18 protein-coding genes and 1 pseudogene are annotated in these 17313 nt (G+C 62.6%); 14 read left to right on the top strand and 5 right to left on the bottom strand.

Annotated elements, in window-relative coordinates; all coding sequences use genetic code 11:
* Window positions 1-257 precede the first annotated feature (257 nt).
* Complete coding sequence (locus tag ACXAEK_RS21800) at window positions 258-1361, top strand: aromatic ring-hydroxylating oxygenase subunit alpha (protein ID WP_475045119.1); 1104 nt, start codon at window positions 258-260, stop codon at window positions 1359-1361.
* Between the two features lie 57 nt (window positions 1362-1418).
* Here ACXAEK_RS21800 and ACXAEK_RS21795 read toward each other — a convergent pair whose 3' ends face one another.
* Window positions 1419-1616 carry a hypothetical protein gene (locus ACXAEK_RS21795; RefSeq protein ID WP_475045118.1) on the bottom strand — a complete coding sequence of 66 codons (198 nt, stop codon included), beginning with the start codon at window positions 1614-1616 and terminating at the stop codon, window positions 1419-1421.
* A gap of 114 nt (window positions 1617-1730) precedes the next feature.
* Window positions 1731-3104 carry an ammonium transporter gene (locus tag ACXAEK_RS21790; protein WP_475045116.1) on the bottom strand — a complete coding sequence of 458 codons (1374 nt, stop codon included), beginning with the start codon at window positions 3102-3104 and terminating at the stop codon, window positions 1731-1733.
* A 634-nt stretch (window positions 3105-3738) separates the two neighbouring features.
* Between ACXAEK_RS21790 and ihfB the strand changes: the two genes are divergently transcribed.
* The 5 genes from ihfB to ACXAEK_RS21765 all read left to right on the top strand — a co-directional run bounded on the left by ihfB (window position 3739) and on the right by ACXAEK_RS21765 (window position 7290).
* Window positions 3739-4023: an integration host factor subunit beta gene (gene ihfB, locus ACXAEK_RS21785; RefSeq protein ID WP_019298084.1), complete on the top strand. Its 285-nt coding sequence runs from the start codon at window positions 3739-3741 to the stop codon at window positions 4021-4023.
* A complete protein-coding gene (locus ACXAEK_RS21780; protein WP_475045115.1) occupies window positions 4023-4373 on the top strand; it encodes a lipopolysaccharide assembly protein LapA domain-containing protein in 351 nt (116 codons plus the stop codon). Before ihfB ends, ACXAEK_RS21780 begins: the two co-directional genes overlap by 1 nt.
* A 7-nt stretch (window positions 4374-4380) precedes the next feature.
* Window positions 4381-5034, top strand: coding sequence for a phosphoribosylanthranilate isomerase (locus tag ACXAEK_RS21775; RefSeq protein ID WP_475045113.1), 654 nt, complete (start codon window positions 4381-4383; stop codon window positions 5032-5034).
* A 499-nt stretch (window positions 5035-5533) separates the two neighbouring features.
* A complete protein-coding gene (gene trpB / locus ACXAEK_RS21770; RefSeq protein ID WP_475045111.1) occupies window positions 5534-6793 on the top strand; it encodes a tryptophan synthase subunit beta in 1260 nt (419 codons plus the stop codon).
* Between the two features lie 230 nt (window positions 6794-7023).
* On the top strand, window positions 7024-7290 hold the full coding sequence (locus ACXAEK_RS21765; protein ID WP_475045109.1) for a hypothetical protein: 267 nt from the start codon (window positions 7024-7026) through the stop codon (window positions 7288-7290).
* A 28-nt stretch (window positions 7291-7318) separates the two neighbouring features.
* On the opposite strand, the gene hmuQ is transcribed toward ACXAEK_RS21765, so the two are convergent.
* The 3 genes from hmuQ to ychF all read right to left on the bottom strand — a co-directional run bounded on the left by hmuQ (window position 7319) and on the right by ychF (window position 9405).
* Window positions 7319-7639, bottom strand: coding sequence for a heme-degrading protein HmuQ (hmuQ, locus tag ACXAEK_RS21760; protein WP_475045108.1), 321 nt, complete (start codon window positions 7637-7639; stop codon window positions 7319-7321).
* A gap of 118 nt (window positions 7640-7757) precedes the next feature.
* Window positions 7758-8135, bottom strand: coding sequence for a DUF2237 family protein (locus ACXAEK_RS21755; RefSeq protein WP_475045107.1), 378 nt, complete (start codon window positions 8133-8135; stop codon window positions 7758-7760).
* A gap of 172 nt (window positions 8136-8307) precedes the next feature.
* Window positions 8308-9405 (bottom strand): redox-regulated ATPase YchF, encoded by a 1098-nt coding sequence (ychF, locus tag ACXAEK_RS21750; protein WP_475045106.1) that lies wholly within the window; start codon window positions 9403-9405, stop codon window positions 8308-8310.
* Window positions 9406-9610: 205 nt separating this feature from the next.
* Between ychF and ACXAEK_RS21745 the strand changes: the two genes are divergently transcribed.
* The 8 genes and pseudogenes from ACXAEK_RS21745 to ACXAEK_RS21710 all read left to right on the top strand — a co-directional run bounded on the left by ACXAEK_RS21745 (window position 9611) and on the right by ACXAEK_RS21710 (window position 17226).
* The gene (locus ACXAEK_RS21745; protein ID WP_475045104.1) at window positions 9611-10108 is read left to right on the top strand and encodes an acyloxyacyl hydrolase; all 498 of its coding nucleotides are present in this window, start codon (window positions 9611-9613) and stop codon (window positions 10106-10108) included.
* 84 nt (window positions 10109-10192) lie between these two features.
* Entirely contained in the window at window positions 10193-10984 is a 792-nt protein-coding gene (trpA, locus tag ACXAEK_RS21740; protein WP_475045103.1) for a tryptophan synthase subunit alpha, read from the top strand.
* 140 nt (window positions 10985-11124) lie between these two features.
* Window positions 11125-12291: an alpha-hydroxy acid oxidase gene (locus ACXAEK_RS21735; RefSeq protein WP_475045344.1), complete on the top strand. Its 1167-nt coding sequence runs from the start codon at window positions 11125-11127 to the stop codon at window positions 12289-12291.
* A gap of 124 nt (window positions 12292-12415) precedes the next feature.
* Window positions 12416-13054: a 50S ribosomal protein L25/general stress protein Ctc gene (locus ACXAEK_RS21730; RefSeq protein ID WP_475045102.1), complete on the top strand. Its 639-nt coding sequence runs from the start codon at window positions 12416-12418 to the stop codon at window positions 13052-13054.
* A gap of 113 nt (window positions 13055-13167) precedes the next feature.
* Window positions 13168-14409, top strand: a complete 1242-nt coding sequence (locus tag ACXAEK_RS21725) for an NAD(P)/FAD-dependent oxidoreductase (RefSeq protein ID WP_475045101.1) — start codon at window positions 13168-13170, stop codon at window positions 14407-14409.
* Window positions 14410-14485: 76 nt separating this feature from the next.
* Window positions 14486-15163, top strand: a complete 678-nt coding sequence (gene pth / locus ACXAEK_RS21720) for an aminoacyl-tRNA hydrolase (protein WP_475045100.1) — start codon at window positions 14486-14488, stop codon at window positions 15161-15163.
* 18 nt (window positions 15164-15181) lie between these two features.
* Entirely contained in the window at window positions 15182-16102 is a 921-nt protein-coding gene (locus tag ACXAEK_RS21715) for a nucleoside hydrolase (RefSeq protein WP_475045099.1), read from the top strand.
* Between the two features lie 125 nt (window positions 16103-16227).
* Window positions 16228-17226 (top strand): annotated as a pseudogene (locus tag ACXAEK_RS21710) (integrase core domain-containing protein).
* Window positions 17227-17313: the final 87 nt, after the last annotated feature.

Raw genomic sequence — 17313 nt, 5'->3', positions numbered from 1 at the left:
TTTTGTTGGGGCAGGCTCAGTCCCTGCTGCAGGTGCGTGGCCGCCTTTCAAAACCAGGCGAAGGCCTGCCCTGGGTTCTCGAGTGTCTCACACAGCGATCAAGAGAATTCACAAGTCATTGATTTAACTTCTGAAACCGACCCCTCTGCCGCATTTGAGCAGCCTGAAACCGACCTGAACGGCGGATGTGAAGGCGAAGCAGACGCAGGCCTGATGCAGATTCGGCATCAAGCCAAAGATACCCGGAGGAGGCAAAAATGGGCGAAATGAGCTTTGCGGGCGGTGTCTACACCACCTTGCCGGCCCGCAGCTACACGGATGAGCCGCTCTTTGCGCAGGAGAAGGCGCAGATCTTCCGCCGGTCCTGGCAGCTGATCGGCCACGCCAACGATATCCCCAATGCAGGCGATTATGTGGTGGAGGAGGTTTCGGGCACTTCCGTGATTGTGATGCGCGGTCAGGATGCGGAGATCCGTGCGTTTTACAATGTCTGCATCCACCGCGGCCATGAGCTGCTGGAGGGCAAGGGCTGCGCCAAGAAGATGACCTGCCCGTATCACGCCTGGACCTATGACACCACGGGCCAGCTGCGCGCCGCGCCCAATGCCGCGAACTTCCCCGGGTTCGACAAGTCGCAGCACAAACTGCGCCAGGTGCGGGTGGAAGTGTTCTTTGGGCTGGTGCTGGTCAATCTGGATGCAGAGGCCGCACCCTTTGCCGACTTGGCCGCGGACGCCATACCCGAGATCCAGGACTATGCACCGAATCTTGCCAGCTACCACAGAGCGGCGCGGACCGAACGGATGGCTTCGGCGAACTGGAAGGTGGTCGCCGAAAATTTCAACGAATGCTACCACTGCGCGGTGGTGCATAAGACCCTGACCACTGGTGTGGTGGACCCGGACGCGTACCGTACGCGCGGTTATGGTTACGGCATTCGCCACGTCTCGCCCGCACGGCCTGACGAGAAGAAGAGCTATTCCTATGTGGCCGACCCGGAGGCAAAGACCGACAAGTTCCTGACCTGGTGGTTCTTTCCGCTGGTGGCGCTGCAGGTTTATCCCGGCGGCATCGTCAACACCTACCGCTGGAAGCCGTTAGGGGTGAATAAAACCAAGATCGAAGTCGATTGGTGGCTGCCCGAAGCCACGCCGAACCCGGTCGAGGAAGAGATCATCCTGCAGCACCGCCACACCACCTTTGCCGAGGACGGGCCGATTGTGGATTCCGTGCAGCGCGGGCTGGAATCCGGCGGTTTCGACACTGGGCCGCTGGTGGTGGATGCCGTCTGCTCATCACAGTCGGAACACCCGATTATGGCCTTTCTGGAACACTACCGGAACGCGATGGCAAACGGTTGATGAAGGGCAGACGACTGCGCGGGTTCTTCTGGTTGCGCGGCTGCTCTGCTCCGGTCACTAGTTCGGCCGGACGGCCACCAGCACCACGCCAAGTTCCTCTTCCAGCTCCTGCAGCCTTTTCAGCTGGTCATCGGGCAGGGCGGCGGTATCCGCTTCGACGCCGGCCAGTGCCACCACCGGGCTGCCGATGTCCTTTTCGAGGGCCTTGATCGCGTCCAGTTTGTCAGCCTCAAGCGAGGCAAGCGGGTACAGCATGGTCGTCTCCTCATTGTTGATGAGGTCAACTATAGCCAATTCTTTGAACTTCAGGCCTGCAGTCACGAAAAAAGGCCCCGGCAGCAACCGGGGCCTTCTGCAATTCAGCCGCGATCAGGCGCGCTGTGCGCTGTCCGCGTGAGTGACAACATCCGGCTCCAGGTCCCAGACTTTGCCGTCCAGCCCGTCGATCTGGTCGTCCTCAGAGACCCGCAGGCCCACGGTGCGTTCCAGGATGAAGGACAGGATCAGCGCGGTGACCACCCCTGTGCCGATGCAGACCGCGGTGCCCGCCAGCTGCATCACCAGCGAAATCTCACCATGCTGGAACGCATAGGCGCCTTCCTTGATCCCGAAATAGCCGCCGCGCGGGGTGCCGGCCTTGAACAGGCCCAGCAGCACCATGCCCAAAGTGCCGCAGCCCAGGAACAGCGGGAACAGCTTGTGCTCGTCGATGCCGCGCTTCAGCGTGAACTCATAGACCGCATAGGCCGCGAAAGGTGCCGCCAGACCCACGATGAAGGCCTGCCAGGGCAGGTAGACATCAAAGCCGGACGCGCCGGCAACATAGCCTGCCAGCGGACCCAGCAGGGTATATGCGTATTTGCCGGTGGCATAGGCAATCAGCAGCCCGGTGATGGCGCCGCCGGCCCAGACCATGGCGTAGTTGTTGATGGCGATGCCGACGCTGGTGTCGGCCATGGTGACGCTCACGGCCAGTGCTTCGGGATCAAAGAAGAACAGGCAGGACAGGATCACCATCGGCAGGCCCGCAAAGATCAGCAACAGGCCCGGCGCGCACAGCCCGATGCTTGGCGCCAGATAGGCCGAGATCCGCGGATGCGGCGCCATCATGCCGGGCCGTGCACCCAGTTTCGGGGTGAACACCAGCGCCATGCCGGCCGGGAACAGGTAGACAAAACCCACACCAAAGAAGTCGTGAAAGCCCGCATTGGTCAGCGGCCCGACAGAACCCCAGGTCGCCCAGCTGAGCGCCGAAGAAACCACTGCCGCCACGATGCAGGTGATGAAATAGGCCGAGGCCTTCATCCGCTCGGACACCGCGAAATGCAGCAGGATGTTGATGATGCCCGCAAACACCGCCAGGAAAAAGATGAAGATCTGGAAGGTGTTCAGCCCCGGGAACGTCGCCGGGTCGGTATGATGCGCCAGCGCATTGGTCAGGGCGCCGCCCAGCCACCAGTCCTTGATCGAATCCATCATGGTCGCGCCTTCCATGATGTAATATTGCCCGGCCCACAGGCCGAACCCGATGACGTAATAGGTGGCAAAGCCGAGGAAGAACCCCAGCGACTTTTCAATGGTCGAGTTGAACAGGTTCCGGCGCCGCGCCGTGCCCGCGTCGATCAGCAGCAGGCCGACCACAACCAGGATCGCGCCCACGATCCCCGAGGCGTACAGAATATTCTGTACCAGCGAATTCAGGGTAACTTGCTGAGCATATATTGTGCTCACATCCAGTGACATTTCCAGTTTTCTCCATGTTGTCTTGTTATTGTGCCGGTTGTTGTCCACCGGCTTAGGCTGGCTGGCCCGCGCTGCTGCCAGCAGCGGCACGGGGCCGGGTTTTGGATCACCGGATCAGGCCAGATGGCCCGGCCCGCCCGGTTCCAGGGAATGATGAGTGATCCGGGCCTCTTTACAAAGGTAAATTTTATCATCATGAATAAATATTTCACCACACGGCGCATATGGCCGAGTCGCTGCCGCATCCGGCGCAGGTCGGGGCAGGGGCTGCCCGATTTCGCGGCAGACGGTGGCTGAGGAAGGGCGCAGATCCGGCACCGCCCCCCGGCGGTCCCGACTCTGATGCACCGGCCTGGGCGCGGGCAATCCTCCGGGAAAAGGCCGCCCTGGGGCCGGTCCGCAACGCTGACAGCGCCTGCGAATCAAATCTTGCGCAAAGATCTGCGGTCTGCCGTTGCCGCACTGCGGCGGCGCCGTGCGGCGCCGGAATGGCGCCCCGGGGGGCAAAAACCTGGTAATGCGGTGCCGATTTGCCGCCCGGAGCCGCGGCATTTTGTTCCCCCATGCGGGGATTTTTCCTATACTCTCAGAATAATAGCCAAAGCATAATGCTGTCCTGGGAGGAATTTGGATCATGATCCGCTCTGAGCTCATTCAGAAGATTGCAGACGAAAACCCGCACCTGTATCAGCGGGATGTGGAGAGGATCGTGAACACGGTGTTCGAGGAAGTAACCGATGCCATGGCCCGCGGCGACCGGGTTGAACTGCGCGGTTTCGGTGCCTTTTCGGTCAAAAAGCGGGATGCGCGCACCGGCCGCAATCCCCGCACCGGTGAAACGGTCGAAGTCGAGGAAAAACACGTGCCGTTCTTCAAGACGGGTAAACTCTTGAGGGACCGCCTGAACGGGAAAGCCTGATGCGTTACATTCGCTACGCAATTCTTGGGGCACTGGCCATCGGGCTGGTGTCCGTGGCTCTTGCCAACCGCGCCGTTGTTGAGCTGAAACTGATGCCCGATGCCCTGGCAGAGCTGTTCGGCTTCAACCACGGCATTTCGCTGCCGTTGTTCGTGGTGGTGCTGGGCGGTGTTGGCACCGGGCTGGTGATCGGCTTCCTGTGGGAGTGGATGCGCGAGCACAAGCATCGCAGCGAAGCCGCCCAGAAGGCGCGCGAAGCCCGCAAGCTGAGCCGCGAAGTGACCCGGCTCAAGAAGCAGAAGAACGAAGGCAAGGACGAGGTCCTGGCGCTTCTCGAAGACGCGGGCTGAGCCACTCATGACTGACATCCGGGTAAAGATCTGCGGGCTCAGCAGCCCGCGGGATGTGGCTGCCGTTGCCGCGGCAGGGGCCGCCTATGCGGGTTTTGTGTTCTTCCCGAAATCGCCGCGCAACGTCTCCATCGCCCAGGCGGCCGCGCTGACTGTCGAAGCGCCCATAGGCCTGTGCAAGGTGGCGCTGACAGTGAACGCCTCGGACGCGGAACTGGACGCCATCACCGGCGCGGTGCCGCTTGACATGCTGCAGCTTCACGGCAAAGAAAGCCCTGAGCGGGTGGCAGAGGTGCGGACCCGCTACGGCCTGCCGGTGATGAAGGCGGTGGGCATCGCCGATGCCGCCGACATCCCTCAGATTGCGCTGTTTGAACAGGTGGCAGATCAGCTGTTGATCGACGCCAAGCCGCCGAAGGAGGCAGAGCTGCCCGGGGGCAACGGCCTCGCCTTTGACTGGCGGCTGCTGGCGGGGCGCAAATACTGGCAGAAGCCCTGGATGCTGGCCGGCGGGCTGACACCTGAAAACGTGGCAGAAGCGATCCGCATGACCGGCGCTCGGCAGGTGGATGTCTCCTCCGGCGTCGAAAGCGCACCAGGCGAAAAGGATGCGGGTCTGATCGGGGCTTTTACCAGGGCGGCCCACGCCGCCCGCGGCTGACGCCTTGCATTTCCCATTGGCAGCGATCGCGGCTCCGCCGGGATTTGAGTATTTGGGGAAAGATGAAAACACCGGGCCTGCACCTTCATCTTTCCAAAAATACTCACTGCGCGGCATCAGCGGCACACGCAGCGCCCAGGGTGTTGCGCACCCTGCGTACGCTGGTCTCACGGGATCTTAAGCGGCGTGCGGCAAAGTCCCAATTGATCGCGGTCACCGCCGGGCCTGACACCCCCGGCACCTTGGAACAGGGCCCTTTGGCAAGGGCACGCAGAGACAACGTTTAGCGTGCGGGAGGTTCCTCCCGTCCCGCCTCCGCCCTTTGGCGGCGCCGCCATACTTATCCTTCCGCCTCTTAAGGCAGGCAGCACAGCAAAGATCAGCAGCACACCGGCAGGGCAGGGGCCTTGGCCGGACGCAGCTGGTTGCGCAATCTCCCTTTACCAAGCCGCTGCCGCGCTATAGTCATTGCGGGCGCTGCGAAAGTGAGGGAAGAACCATGGCCGACGATCTTTTCAACAGCTTCATGAACGGTCCGGACGAACAGGGCCGCTTTGGCATCTTTGGCGGGCGTTTCGTTTCCGAAACCCTGATGCCGCTGATCCTGAGCCTTGAGGAAGAATACAACAAAGCCAAGGACGACCCCTCCTTCTGGGCCGAGATGGAGAACCTGTGGAAACACTACGTCGGCCGCCCCAGCCCGCTTTATCATGCGGAGCGCCTGACGGCGGAACTGGGCGGCGCCAAGATCTATATGAAGCGCGACGAGCTCAATCACACCGGCGCGCATAAGGTGAACAACGTGCTGGGCCAGATCCTGCTGGCGCGGCGCATGGGCAAGACCCGCATCATTGCCGAAACCGGCGCGGGCCAGCACGGTGTGGCCACCGCTACCGTTTGTGCCAAGTTCGGCCTCAAATGCATTGTTTACATGGGCGCCCATGACGTGAAGCGCCAGGCGCCGAACGTCTTCCGCATGCGCCTTCTGGGTGCCGAAGTGGTCCCGGTCACTTCTGGCCGCGGCACCCTGAAGGACGCGATGAACGACGCCCTGCGCGACTGGGTGACCAACGTGCGCGACACCTTCTATTGCATTGGCACCGCAGCCGGCCCGCACCCCTACCCGGCGATGGTGCGCGATTTCCAGTCCGTGATCGGCAAGGAAGTCCGCTGGCAGCTGGCCGAGCAGGAGGGCGAAGGCCGCCTGCCGGACACCGTGATTGCCGCAATTGGCGGCGGCTCCAACGCCATCGGCCTGTTCTACCCGTTCCTCGATGACCCCTCGGTAAAGATCATCGGCGTCGAAGCAGGCGGCAAAGGTGTCGACGACCGGATGCAGCATTGCGCCTCGCTCACCGGCGGCCGCCCCGGCGTGCTGCACGGCAACCGCACCTACCTTCTGCAGGACGAGGACGGCCAGATCCAGGAAGGCTTCTCAATCTCTGCGGGCCTCGACTACCCGGGGATCGGGCCGGAGCATTCCTGGCTGCATGACACGGGCCGCGCCGAATATGTCTCGATCACCGACAAGGAAGCGCTGGAGGCCTTCCAGCTCAGCTGCCGCACCGAGGGCATTATTCCGGCGCTGGAGCCCAGCCATGCGCTGGCCCATGTAACCAAGATCGCGCCGGACCTGCCCAAGGACCACATCATCGTGATGAACATGTGCGGCCGCGGCGACAAGGACGTGTTCACTGTTGCCAAGCATCTGGGCTTTGACATGTCCGACACCGAAGAGGGGCGCACCTTCGAAGAGTGACCCGCCCCTGCGGAGCACGAATACCCTATTGAAACGGCATCCCGCCACGGGGTGCCGTTTTTCGTTGCCGCAGAAGATTCCTGCGCACCCGGCATGGTCTGCGCGCGGATTAAACCCTTGGTCTACGCCGGCTCTGCCGCCGGACACAGGCCGATAAACCAAAGTTCAATGGCCTGTGAGCGGCCTGCGTGGCTTCATGAGGGGACAGCGAAGACCCTGGAAGGATGCCCATGACCCCGCAGATGCCCTGCCTGAAACTGACCCCCGGTCCCGGCCCGCAATGCCCCAAGCGGCTGCGTAGCGCGCTGGAGGAGAAACTGTCGCGCCTGGGCTATGGCAGGATTTCGTTCATCGAGGAAGGGCCGGATCTGCTGGTTACGGCCCGCAAGGGAAATGAGGTGCTGGGCGCGGTCTATGACATGCCCAGCGGCGCGCTGATGGCGCAGGATATCTGGCAGGCGGGCAGCACGGGCGATCCCGGCCAGCTGGCGGGGTGAGGCTGGCACGCGGCCAGCCCCGGCGGCTTCAGGCCTCGTGCAGGACGGTCTCGAAACCCTCGAACTGCGGATGGCCCAGGATCGGGCTTTCGCCTTCGCGCTTGCCGGCATTGCGGTGGGCGTCTCGGAACTGCTCGGATTTGGTCCAGGCTTCGAAATCTTCGCGGCTGTCCCAGATCACATGGCTGGAATAGAGCCGGTGATCCCCGCCTTCCGGCCCCTTCAGCAGGCGGAATTCGCGGAACCCCTTCAGCTCTTTCAGTCGGCTTTCCCGCGCCTTCCAGATGTTTTCGAAATCTGCTTCGCGGCCCGGGCGGATCTTAAAGCGGTTCATGGCGATATAGCTCATGGGCGAGCCTCCTTGTAGTGGGATGATGTGCAGGGAGGCTGGCAGCGCCGGCGAGGGACCGGCGGGCTGGCTGGGTGCTGCCATAGCGGCAAACCCGGAGGCGGGTCAATGCGGCAGTTCAGGCCGGGTCGGCAGCATAGCTTTGCAGGACGCTCAGCGGCACGATGTCCAGCGCCCGGGCATGGGTGGCTTCCAGATGCACCTTGGGGGCGCAGCCTTCATCCGCGGCCTGCAGGAACCGCGCGGCGCACAGGCACCAGCGATCGCCGGGCTGCAGGCCGGCAAAGTTGAACTCCGGCCGCGGCGTCGACAGGTCGTTGCCGACGTATTTGGAGAACGCCAGGAATTCCGCCGTCGTCACTACGCAAACCGTATGGCTGCCGTGATCCTCGGCGCAGGTATTGCAATGGCCGTCGCGGAAGAAACCGGTCAGCGGCGCGGCGGAGCAAGGCGCAAGCGGGCCGCCCAGAACGTTGATGCTGTCGTCTTTTTCCATGGAAGGCCTGCCCTTGCTGCGTGCATCTGTAACTGTAGCGCGATTGCGCCGCCCGTCCCGGGAATTCCGGCAACGCGTTTGCTGCCTGCAGCATTGCCCCAGGCCAAGACAAAAAGCAAACCGCCCGCCAGCGGGGCTGACGGGCGGCAGGAAAAATCACCGGAACAAGGGATCAGGTGTTGAACAGGAAGTGCAGCACGTCGCCGTCTTTGACGACATAGCTCTTGCCCTCGGCGCGCATCTTGCCCGCTTCCTTGGCGCCCTGTTCGCCATTGCAGGCGATGAAGTCGTCATAGGCGATGGTTTCGGCGCGGATGAAACCTTTTTCGAAATCGCCGTGAATCACGCCGGCCGCCTGCGGCGCCGCGGTGCCGGTCCGGATAGTCCAGGCGCGGGCTTCCTTGGGGCCGACGGTGAAATAGGTTTCCAGGTGCAGCAGCTCATAGCCCGCGCGGATCAGCCGGTCGAGGCCGGCTTCTTCCAGACCCATTTCCTCCAGGAACATCTGGGCTTCTTCGGCGTCCAGCTGGCTGATCTCTTCTTCGATCTGGGCAGAGATGATCACATGGGAGTTGCCCTGCGCCGCGGCCATTTCGGCCACTTTGGCGGAGTGTTCGTTGCCCTCGACCGATTCCGACTCGCCTACGTTGCAGACATAAAGCACCGGTTTGGTGGTCAAGAGCTGCAGCATCTTCCAGGCCTTGGCGTCCTCGGCATCGACCTCGACCAGGCGGGCGGGCTTGCCGTCTTCCAGCATCGCCTGGGCGGCGGCCAGCAGGCGGTCCTGCTGCTGGGCCTCCTTGTCGTTGCCCTTGAGCTTGCGCACCAGGTTGGCGCGGCGCTTCTCGATGCTTTCGAGGTCGGCCAGCATCAGCTCAGTCTCGATCACCTCGGCATCCGTGACCGGATCGACACGGCCGTCCACATGGGTTACGTCGCCGTCTTCAAAACAGCGCAGAACATGGGCAATGGCATCCGTTTCACGGATGTTGGCCAGGAACTGGTTGCCCAGGCCTTCGCCCTTGGAGGCGCCTTTGACCAGGCCCGCAATATCGACAAAGGTCATCCGGGTCGGGATGATCTGCTTGGACTGCGCAATTGCCGCCAGCTTGTCCAGCCGCGCGTCCGGCACGCCGACCTCACCCACGTTGGGTTCGATGGTGCAGAACGGAAAATTGGCCGCCTGCGCCGAGGCGGTTTTGGTCAGCGCGTTGAACAGCGTCGATTTGCCAACATTCGGCAGGCCGACGATTCCCATTTTAAAGCCCATTTCGGCCTCCTGATGCCACTTGGGAGCTGCTTCTAGGCAGCATTGAGGCCCCGTGCAAGCCATGTAAGGCTGGCAAAAGGGCCACAAAGCCCAATGTGCAAGGCTGCACAGTAAGCCCTCATATTGCTTTTTCGTGAGGCGGCTTGGAAAAGAAACGCAAAAAAATATCTTGGTGCAAAGAAAATATTACTGCGAGGGGCTTGATATGAAACAGACAGCTTTGCTGGCGGCAGCACTTTCGGCATCCATGGCCGTGCCGGCGGCGGCCCAAGAGGTGACGCTGGGTCTGGGATATTCCGACTTCCACCGGGAAACGGCAGAGGACAGCGCGCTGTTTGCGGTGGACTATCTGCATGCGCCGTTCCATCAGCGCGGCCGGCTGTCGGCCCGTTTCGGTGCCACGCTGGAGGTGCAGGCCGAAGGCGATGTCTTTGCCGGTGTCGGCATCAGCGGTGTCATCGACCTGAACAACGACTGGTTCATCGAAACCAGCGTGATGCCCGGCGCCTACCACGAAAGCTCACCGGAAAACGATCTGGGCTCTGCCTTTGAGATCCGCAGCCTGCTGGCGGTGGGCAAGCGGTTCCAGGACGGCAAGGCCGTGTCGCTGGCGATCAGCCACAAGTCCAACGCCTCCACCGCGGATGAAAACCCGGGTGTGAACTCCCTGACCCTGCGCTGGCATATTCCGCTGGGCAGCTGAGCCGGGCAGCCGGACCTCGCGCGGGATTGATTTCCCGCGCAACATTCGGCACACCGGGACGGACAGATTTCAAAAGGCCCGCCCATGACCCGTATTGATGCCAAATTCGCCGAACTGAACGCCGCCGGCAAGAAAGCCTTTGTCACCTATGTGATGGCGGGCGACCCCGACTACGAGACCTCTTTGGAGGTGGTGAAGGGGCTGCCGGGCGCAGGCGTGGACATCATCGAGCTCGGCCTGCCGTTCACCGATCCGATGGCAGACGGGCCGACCATTCAGCTGGCGGGGCAGCGTGCGCTGGACGGCGGTATGACGCTGGAAAAGACGCTGCAGCTGGCTGCCGATTTCCGCAAGGGCGACGACACCACCCCGATCGTGCTGATGGGCTATTACAACCCGATCTACAGCCGCGGCGTGGACAAGTTCCTGGAGGACGCCAAGGCCGCGGGCATCGACGGGCTGATCGTGGTCGACCTGCCGCCGGAAGAGGATGACGAGCTGTGCATCCCGGCGCAGCAGGCGGGGTTGAACTTCATCCGCCTGGCGACCCCCACCACCGACGACGCGCGCCTGCCCAAAGTGCTGCAAAACACCTCCGGCTTTGTCTATTACGTGTCGATCACCGGCATCACCGGCGCCGCAGAGGCCGAGGCCGGCGATGTCGGCCCCGAGGTTGCCCGCATCAAGGCGGCGACTGATCTGCCGGTCATCGTGGGCTTTGGCATCAACACACCGGAGAAGGCGCAAAACATCGCGTCTATTTCGGACGGCGCGGTTGTGGGCAGTGCCATCGTCAGCCAGATCGGCGCGGGCAAATCCCCGGCGGAGGTGCTGGCGTTTGTGAAGTCACTGGCGGATGGCGCCCACAAGGGCTGACGCACGGACATAAACAGGTTTGGAAAAACCGCGCCTTCGGGCGCGGTTTTTGCGTTTCAGGGGTGCGGCAAACCGGGCGTTGCTTTTGCTGGTTTGAATTGGTAAAGAAACTTTACCAAATGAGATCGGGAGAGAATCCAGTGCCGGTGATCACCAATATCAACGACCTGAAGCGCATCTATGAACGCCGTGTGCCGCGGATGTTCTTTGACTACGCCGAAAGCGGCAGCTGGACCGAACAGACCTTCCGTGAGAATACTTCGGATTTCGAGCAGATCCGCCTGCGCCAGCGGGTGGCGGTGGACATGACTGGGCGCACGACCGCGGCCCAAATGATCGGCCAGGACGTGGCGATGCCGGTGGCGCTGGCGCCGGTGGGGCTGACGGGGATGCAGCACGCCGATGGCGAGATCAAGGCGGCCCGCGCGGCGGAAGAGTTTGGCGTCCCATTCACGCTGTCGACCATGTCGATCAATTCGATCGAGGAAGTAGCGGAGGCCACGGACAAGCCGTTCTGGTTCCAGCTTTATACGATGAAGGACGAGGACTACATCCGCCGCCTGATCCAGCGCGCCAAGGATGCCAAATGCTCAGCCCTGGTGATCACGCTGGACCTGCAGATCCTGGGCCAGCGTCACAAGGACCTGAAGAACGGGTTGTCCGCACCGCCAAAGCTGACGCCCGCGACCATTGCCAACCTGATGACCAAATGGGCCTGGGGCATCGAAATGCTGGGCGCCAAGCGGCGCAACTTTGGCAACATCGTGGGCCATGTGCAGGGGGTTTCCGATACCTCGCAGCTGGGCGCCTGGACGGCAGAGCAGTTTGACCCGGCGCTGGACTGGGGCAAGGTCGAAAAGCTGATGGAGATGTGGGGCGGCAAGGTGATCCTGAAGGGCATTCTGGACGCCGAGGATGCCAAAATGGCCGCCAAGCTGGGGGCAGATGCCATTGTGGTGTCGAACCACGGCGGGCGCCAGCTGGATGGCGCGCTAAGTTCGATCCGGGTGCTGCCGGAAATCATGGATGCCGTGGGCAGCGATGTGGAGGTGCATCTGGATAGCGGCATCCGTTCCGGCCAGGACGTGCTGAAGGCGCTGGCGCTGGGCGCCAGGGGCACCATGATCGGGCGCGCCTTTGTCTATGGGTTGGGCGCACGGGGTCAGAAGGGTGTCACCGAGGCGCTGGAGGTGATTCGCAAGGAACTGGACACCACCATGGCGCTGTGCGGTGAACGCTCTGTCGAGGGGCTGGGGCGCCATAATCTGCTGGTGCCTGAGGATTTTGGCGGGCGCTGGCAGGAATAGTGCCTTCAGACCGGCGGGCAGGGGGCTTTGCCCCTTCCCATACTGCGCGTTCCGGTCTATAGGCACGGCTTCACACGGGGTGACAGCCTTGGAGGCGCCCCGATAGTCATATTGGAGAATTAAGATGGCAAAAGAAATTCCTGATCTCGTAGCCCAGGAACGTGCGGGGACGGGCAAGGGCGCCGCTCGCGCTGCGCGCCGCGCAGGCATGGTTCCGGGTGTGGTTTATGGCGGCGACGTGGATCCGGTCGCGATCCAGATCCCGTTCAACGAACTGCTGAAAAAGCTGAAAGCCGGCCAGTTCAAGTCCACCCTGTGGAACCTGAAAGTGGAAGGCCACGACGACGTGCGCGTGATCTGCCGCGACGTTCAGCGCGACGTTGTCAAAGACCTGCCGACCCACCTGGACCTGATGCGCCTGCGCCGCACCTCGAAAATCAACCTGTTCATCCCGGTTGAATTCGTCGGTGAAGAAGCTGCACCCGGCATCAAAAAAGGCGGCATGCTGACCGTTGTCCGCCCCGAGGTGGAACTGGTTGTGACCGCGGGCGACATCCCGGAGAAGATCACCGTCGACATCACCGGCCTGAACATCGGCGACGTTGTCACCATCTCGTCGATCGAGCTGCCGAAAGGCACCAAGCCGACCATCGACCGCGACTTCGTGATTGCGAACATCGCCGCACCGGCCGGCCTGTCCTCTTCCGATGACGAAGACGGCGAAGGCGAAGAAGGTGAAGCAGCGGAAGCCGCTGAAGCATAAATCCACAGCCCCTTCGGGCGAGGATGGGAACGGGGTCCTTCGGGGCCCCGTTTTTCGTTTGACTTTCCGCTGCTTGGCTGCCCCATTTCCCTCTGAGGACAGGGGAGGCAGCCATGGCGGATTACGACATTGCCATTGCAGGCGCAGGTGCGGTGGGCATGAGTTGTGCGCTCTGGGCGCAAATGCGCGGCCACCAAGTGGTGCTGCTGGATCCTGAGCCGCCGGGGTCGGGCACCAGCTATGGCAATGCCTGCACGCTGGCGACCTATGCCTGCCTGCCGGTGAACGACCCTTCGGTGTTGCGGTCGCTGCCCAGCCTGATGTTTTCCAAGGACAGCCCGCTGTCGCTGTCTTATGCCTATGCGCTGCGGAACCCGCGCTGGATGCTGTCTTTTCTGGCCAACTGCCGCAGCGGCCCGTCGCGGCGGATTGCCGGGCATCTGGCGGATCTGCTGGTCCATGCGGATGCCGGGATCAACCCGCTGATCGAGGCCGCAGGCGCCCAGGATCTGGTGGTGGAGCGCGGCCAGCTTTCGGTTTGGTCCACTGCGCAAGCTGCGAAAGCGGCAACCGCCGGGCTGGAGCGCCGCCGCAGCCTGGGCGTGCCCTGGCGCGAGGTGGCGCCGGACGAGGCTTATGAGATGGAGCCGGGACTGCGGCTGCCGGTGGCGCGGGCGGTGCATTTCCACGCTGCCCGGCACCTGCGCGACCCGCTGGAGTTCATCACCCGGATGCACAAGGTTTTCACGGATCTGGGCGGAGTGACGTTGCGGGCGCCTGTGGGCGCGGTGCGGGCCTCGGGCACAGGCGTCGAGCTGCAGGCCGGCGGGCAGAGCCTGACGGCAGAGCGCGCTGTGATTGCCAGCGGCGCATTCTCGAAGCAGATCGCGGGGGCCGGGACGGAGAAGCTGCCGCTTGGCACCGAGCGCGGCTATCACCTGATGTTTGACGGCGAAGCGCAGAGGGTGACGCGGCCTGTTGGCTGGGGCGAGGCGGGGTTCTATGCGGTGCCTCACGCAAAGGGTCTGCGGCTGACCGGCACGGTGGAGATCGCCGCGCTGGACGCGCCAATGAACCGCAGCCGCCTGGATCACATCGCCCGCAAGGGGGAGGAGATGCTGGGGCCGCTGCCGGAACCTGCCAGCGAATGGCTGGGCTACCGTCCGACGATGCCGGACTCGCTGCCGGTGATCGGGCCAAGCCCGCAGTCGGACCGGCTGCTCTATGCCTTTGGCCACCAGCATATCGGCCTGACCCTGGGCGGCATCACCGGGCGGCTGATCGCGGATTTGGCGGAAGGGCGGCAGCCCAACCTCGATCTGGCGCCTTTTGCTGCGGACAGGCGCTATGCCTGATCCCGCCTGCCTCTGGATTCCGGCGGGTAAATGAGGCATCACTCGGGGTCTGTAGAAACGCAAGCGGGCAGATCCCATGAAACTCTTTGTCGGCCTGGGCAATCCCGGCGGAAAGTATGAGCGCAACCGCCATAACATCGGCTTCATGGCGCTGGACCAGATTGCTGGCGATCACGGCTTCAGCCCCTGGAAGTCCAAGTTCCAGGCGTTGATCTGCGAGGGCAATTTGGGTGGTGAAAAAGTTCTGCTCTTGAAGCCGCAGACCTTCATGAACCTCTCCGGCCAGTCGGTGGGCGAGGCGATGCGGTTTTACAAGCTGACGCCTGCCGATGTGGTGGTGCTGCATGATGAGCTGGACCTGGCGCCGGGCAAGGCGCGCATGAAGCAGGGCGGCGGCCATGCCGGCCACAACGGTTTGCGCTCGATCCATTCGCATATCGGCGCAGAGTATGCCCGGGTGCGGCTGGGGATCGGCCATCCGGGCCACAAGGACGCGGTGGCGGGTTACGTGCTGCGCGACTTTCCCAAGGCGGATGAGGGCTGGCTGGACGACCTGATGCGCGGCATCTCGGACGGGGCGGCGGAACTGGCCAAGGGCGATGGCGGCAAATTCATGAACGCGGTTGCCCTGCGGGTGGCGCCGCCGCGGAGCTCGGCCAGCAAGCCCAAGGCAGAGACCAAAAAAGCCGCCAAGGAAGAACCGGCGCCGGATACCCGCTCGGCGATGGAAAAACTGCTCGACAAGTTCAAATAGGCCAGAGGATTCAGGCAGATGGTAAAGCTGATTATCGACACCGATCCGGGCATCGACGATGCGATGGCGATCTTCTATGCCGCCGCAGCGCCGGATATCGAGCTGTTGGGCCTGACCACGATCTTCGGCAATGTGACCACCGCAACCGCCACCCGCAATGCGCTGCGGCTGCTGGAAGCGGCGGAGCTGGAGGTGCCGGTGGCGGCCGGTGCCGCGGCACCGCTGGTGCTGCCGCCCTTCGCCCCTTCGGCGCATGTTCATGGGGAGGAGGGATTTGGAGACATCCCGGCGGCAGAGCCCAAGGGAAAGGCGCTGGAGGAAGAGGCTGCGGATTTCCTCTGCCGCATGGCGCGCGAACATAAAGGTGAGCTGGTGGTCTGCCCGATCGGGCCGCTGACCAATATTGCGCTGGCGATGCAGCGCGACCCGGATTTCATCAGCAATGTGAAATCCATCGTGGTGATGGGCGGCTCGCTGGAGGAAGGCGGCAATATCACGCCTCACGCCGAGGCCAATATCTATCACGACCCGCATGCGGCGGATGTGGTCTGCCAGGGCGGCGAAAAGGTGGTGTTTGTCGGGCTTGATGTCACCCACCGCATTCTGTGCCTGGCGGAGGATTTTGAGGCGATTGCCGCTAAGTCGCCGGAACTGGGCGGCATGCTGCAGGAAATGTCGCATTTCTATCTGAAGTTCTATTTGGAGGTTGCGGGCAAGACCGGCTGCTCGCTGCATGACCCGGCGGCGGTGATTGCCTGCACCAACCCCGAGTTGTTCGGGATGCGGGAGGTGCCTTTGCGGGTGTCCTGCGAGGGCGAAACCTCCGGTGCCACGCTGGCGGATCCGGACAACGGCCGGGCGCCGGTCAAGGTCTGCATGACGGTGGACGCCGATGCGGTGAAATCCCTGTTCCTCAAGCGTTTGGCGCTGCTTCCCTAAGGCATTGATAACATGCGCCGCCTGGCAGGAGGCCGGGCGGCAGCTGATGTGATCCCCGAACACGCCTCCGTTTTTGATTAGAGTTTTCCGCAGAGAACCCCTGGCTGGAAGAGGAGCGGAAACACATGAAGGCATCGAAGTTCACGGACGCGCAGAAGGCGTTCATATTCAAGCAGGCGGAGGACGGCACCACGGTGGCCGAGGTCTGCCGCAAGGCTGGGATCAGTACGGCGGCATTCTTCAACTGGAAGAAAAATATGCTGGCCTGATGCCATCCGAGATGAAACGGCTCAGGGAACTCGAGCAGGAGAACGCGCGCCTGAAAAAGATCGTCGCGGATCTCGCCCTCGACAAGGCAATGCTGCAGGACGTCATTAAGCGAAAGCTTGGAGGCCAGCCCGGAAAAGGACGCTGGTCGACGGGATGCGGGCGGATTTGAAGGTGCCGATCCGCCGGGCCTGCGAGGTGATCCGGTTCGATCCGAGGATCTATCGCTACAAATCCCGCCGGCCTGGGCAGGCCACTTTGGAACAAGACGCCCAAGCGCCGGGTGAAGGCCGGGCTGCGGGATGACCGCAAAGAGGCTGTCAGCCCCAATGACGTTTGGGCTATGCGTTTTCCGAAAGGCGATTGCGCATGCGCAATCTGCCGGAAGGGACTTCGTTCATGATCAGCTGGCGACAGGCCGGAAAATTCGGGTTCTGACGGTCGTCAACACCTTTTCACGCTATGTCCCGGTGCTTGATGCGCGGTTCACATATCGCGGGGAGGACGTGGTCGCGACGCTTGAGCAAGTATGCAAACGCACCGGCTACCCAGCCACCATCCGTGTTGACCAGGGCAGCGAGTTCATCTCCAAGGATATGGACCTTTGGGCCTATGCCAACGACGTGGCATTGGACTTCTCCTGTCCGGGCAATTCTACCGGCAACGCCTTCATCGAGGCGTTCAATGGCCGGTTCCGGGCGGAGTGCCTGAACGCGCACTGGTTCATGAGCCTTGAAGATGCAGCCGAAAATTTGGAGGCTTGGCGTAGAGACTGCAATGAGGAACGCCCGCACGGGGCTATCGGGAACAAGGTCCCGGACGACCAGATGAAATCAGTTCACAACACCAGCCCGTGAACCTGATGGAACCGCGGAAATTCTAACAACGGCCGTGGGCGCGTTGGGTAGCGCATCAAACCCTGAACAGAGCGAACTAATATCCGC

The sequence above is a fragment of the Leisingera sp. ABM4_101 genome (assembly GCF_056158725.1).
The sequence above is the reverse complement of the archived record's forward strand: the minus strand, read 5'-3'. Positions and strand labels throughout refer to the sequence as shown.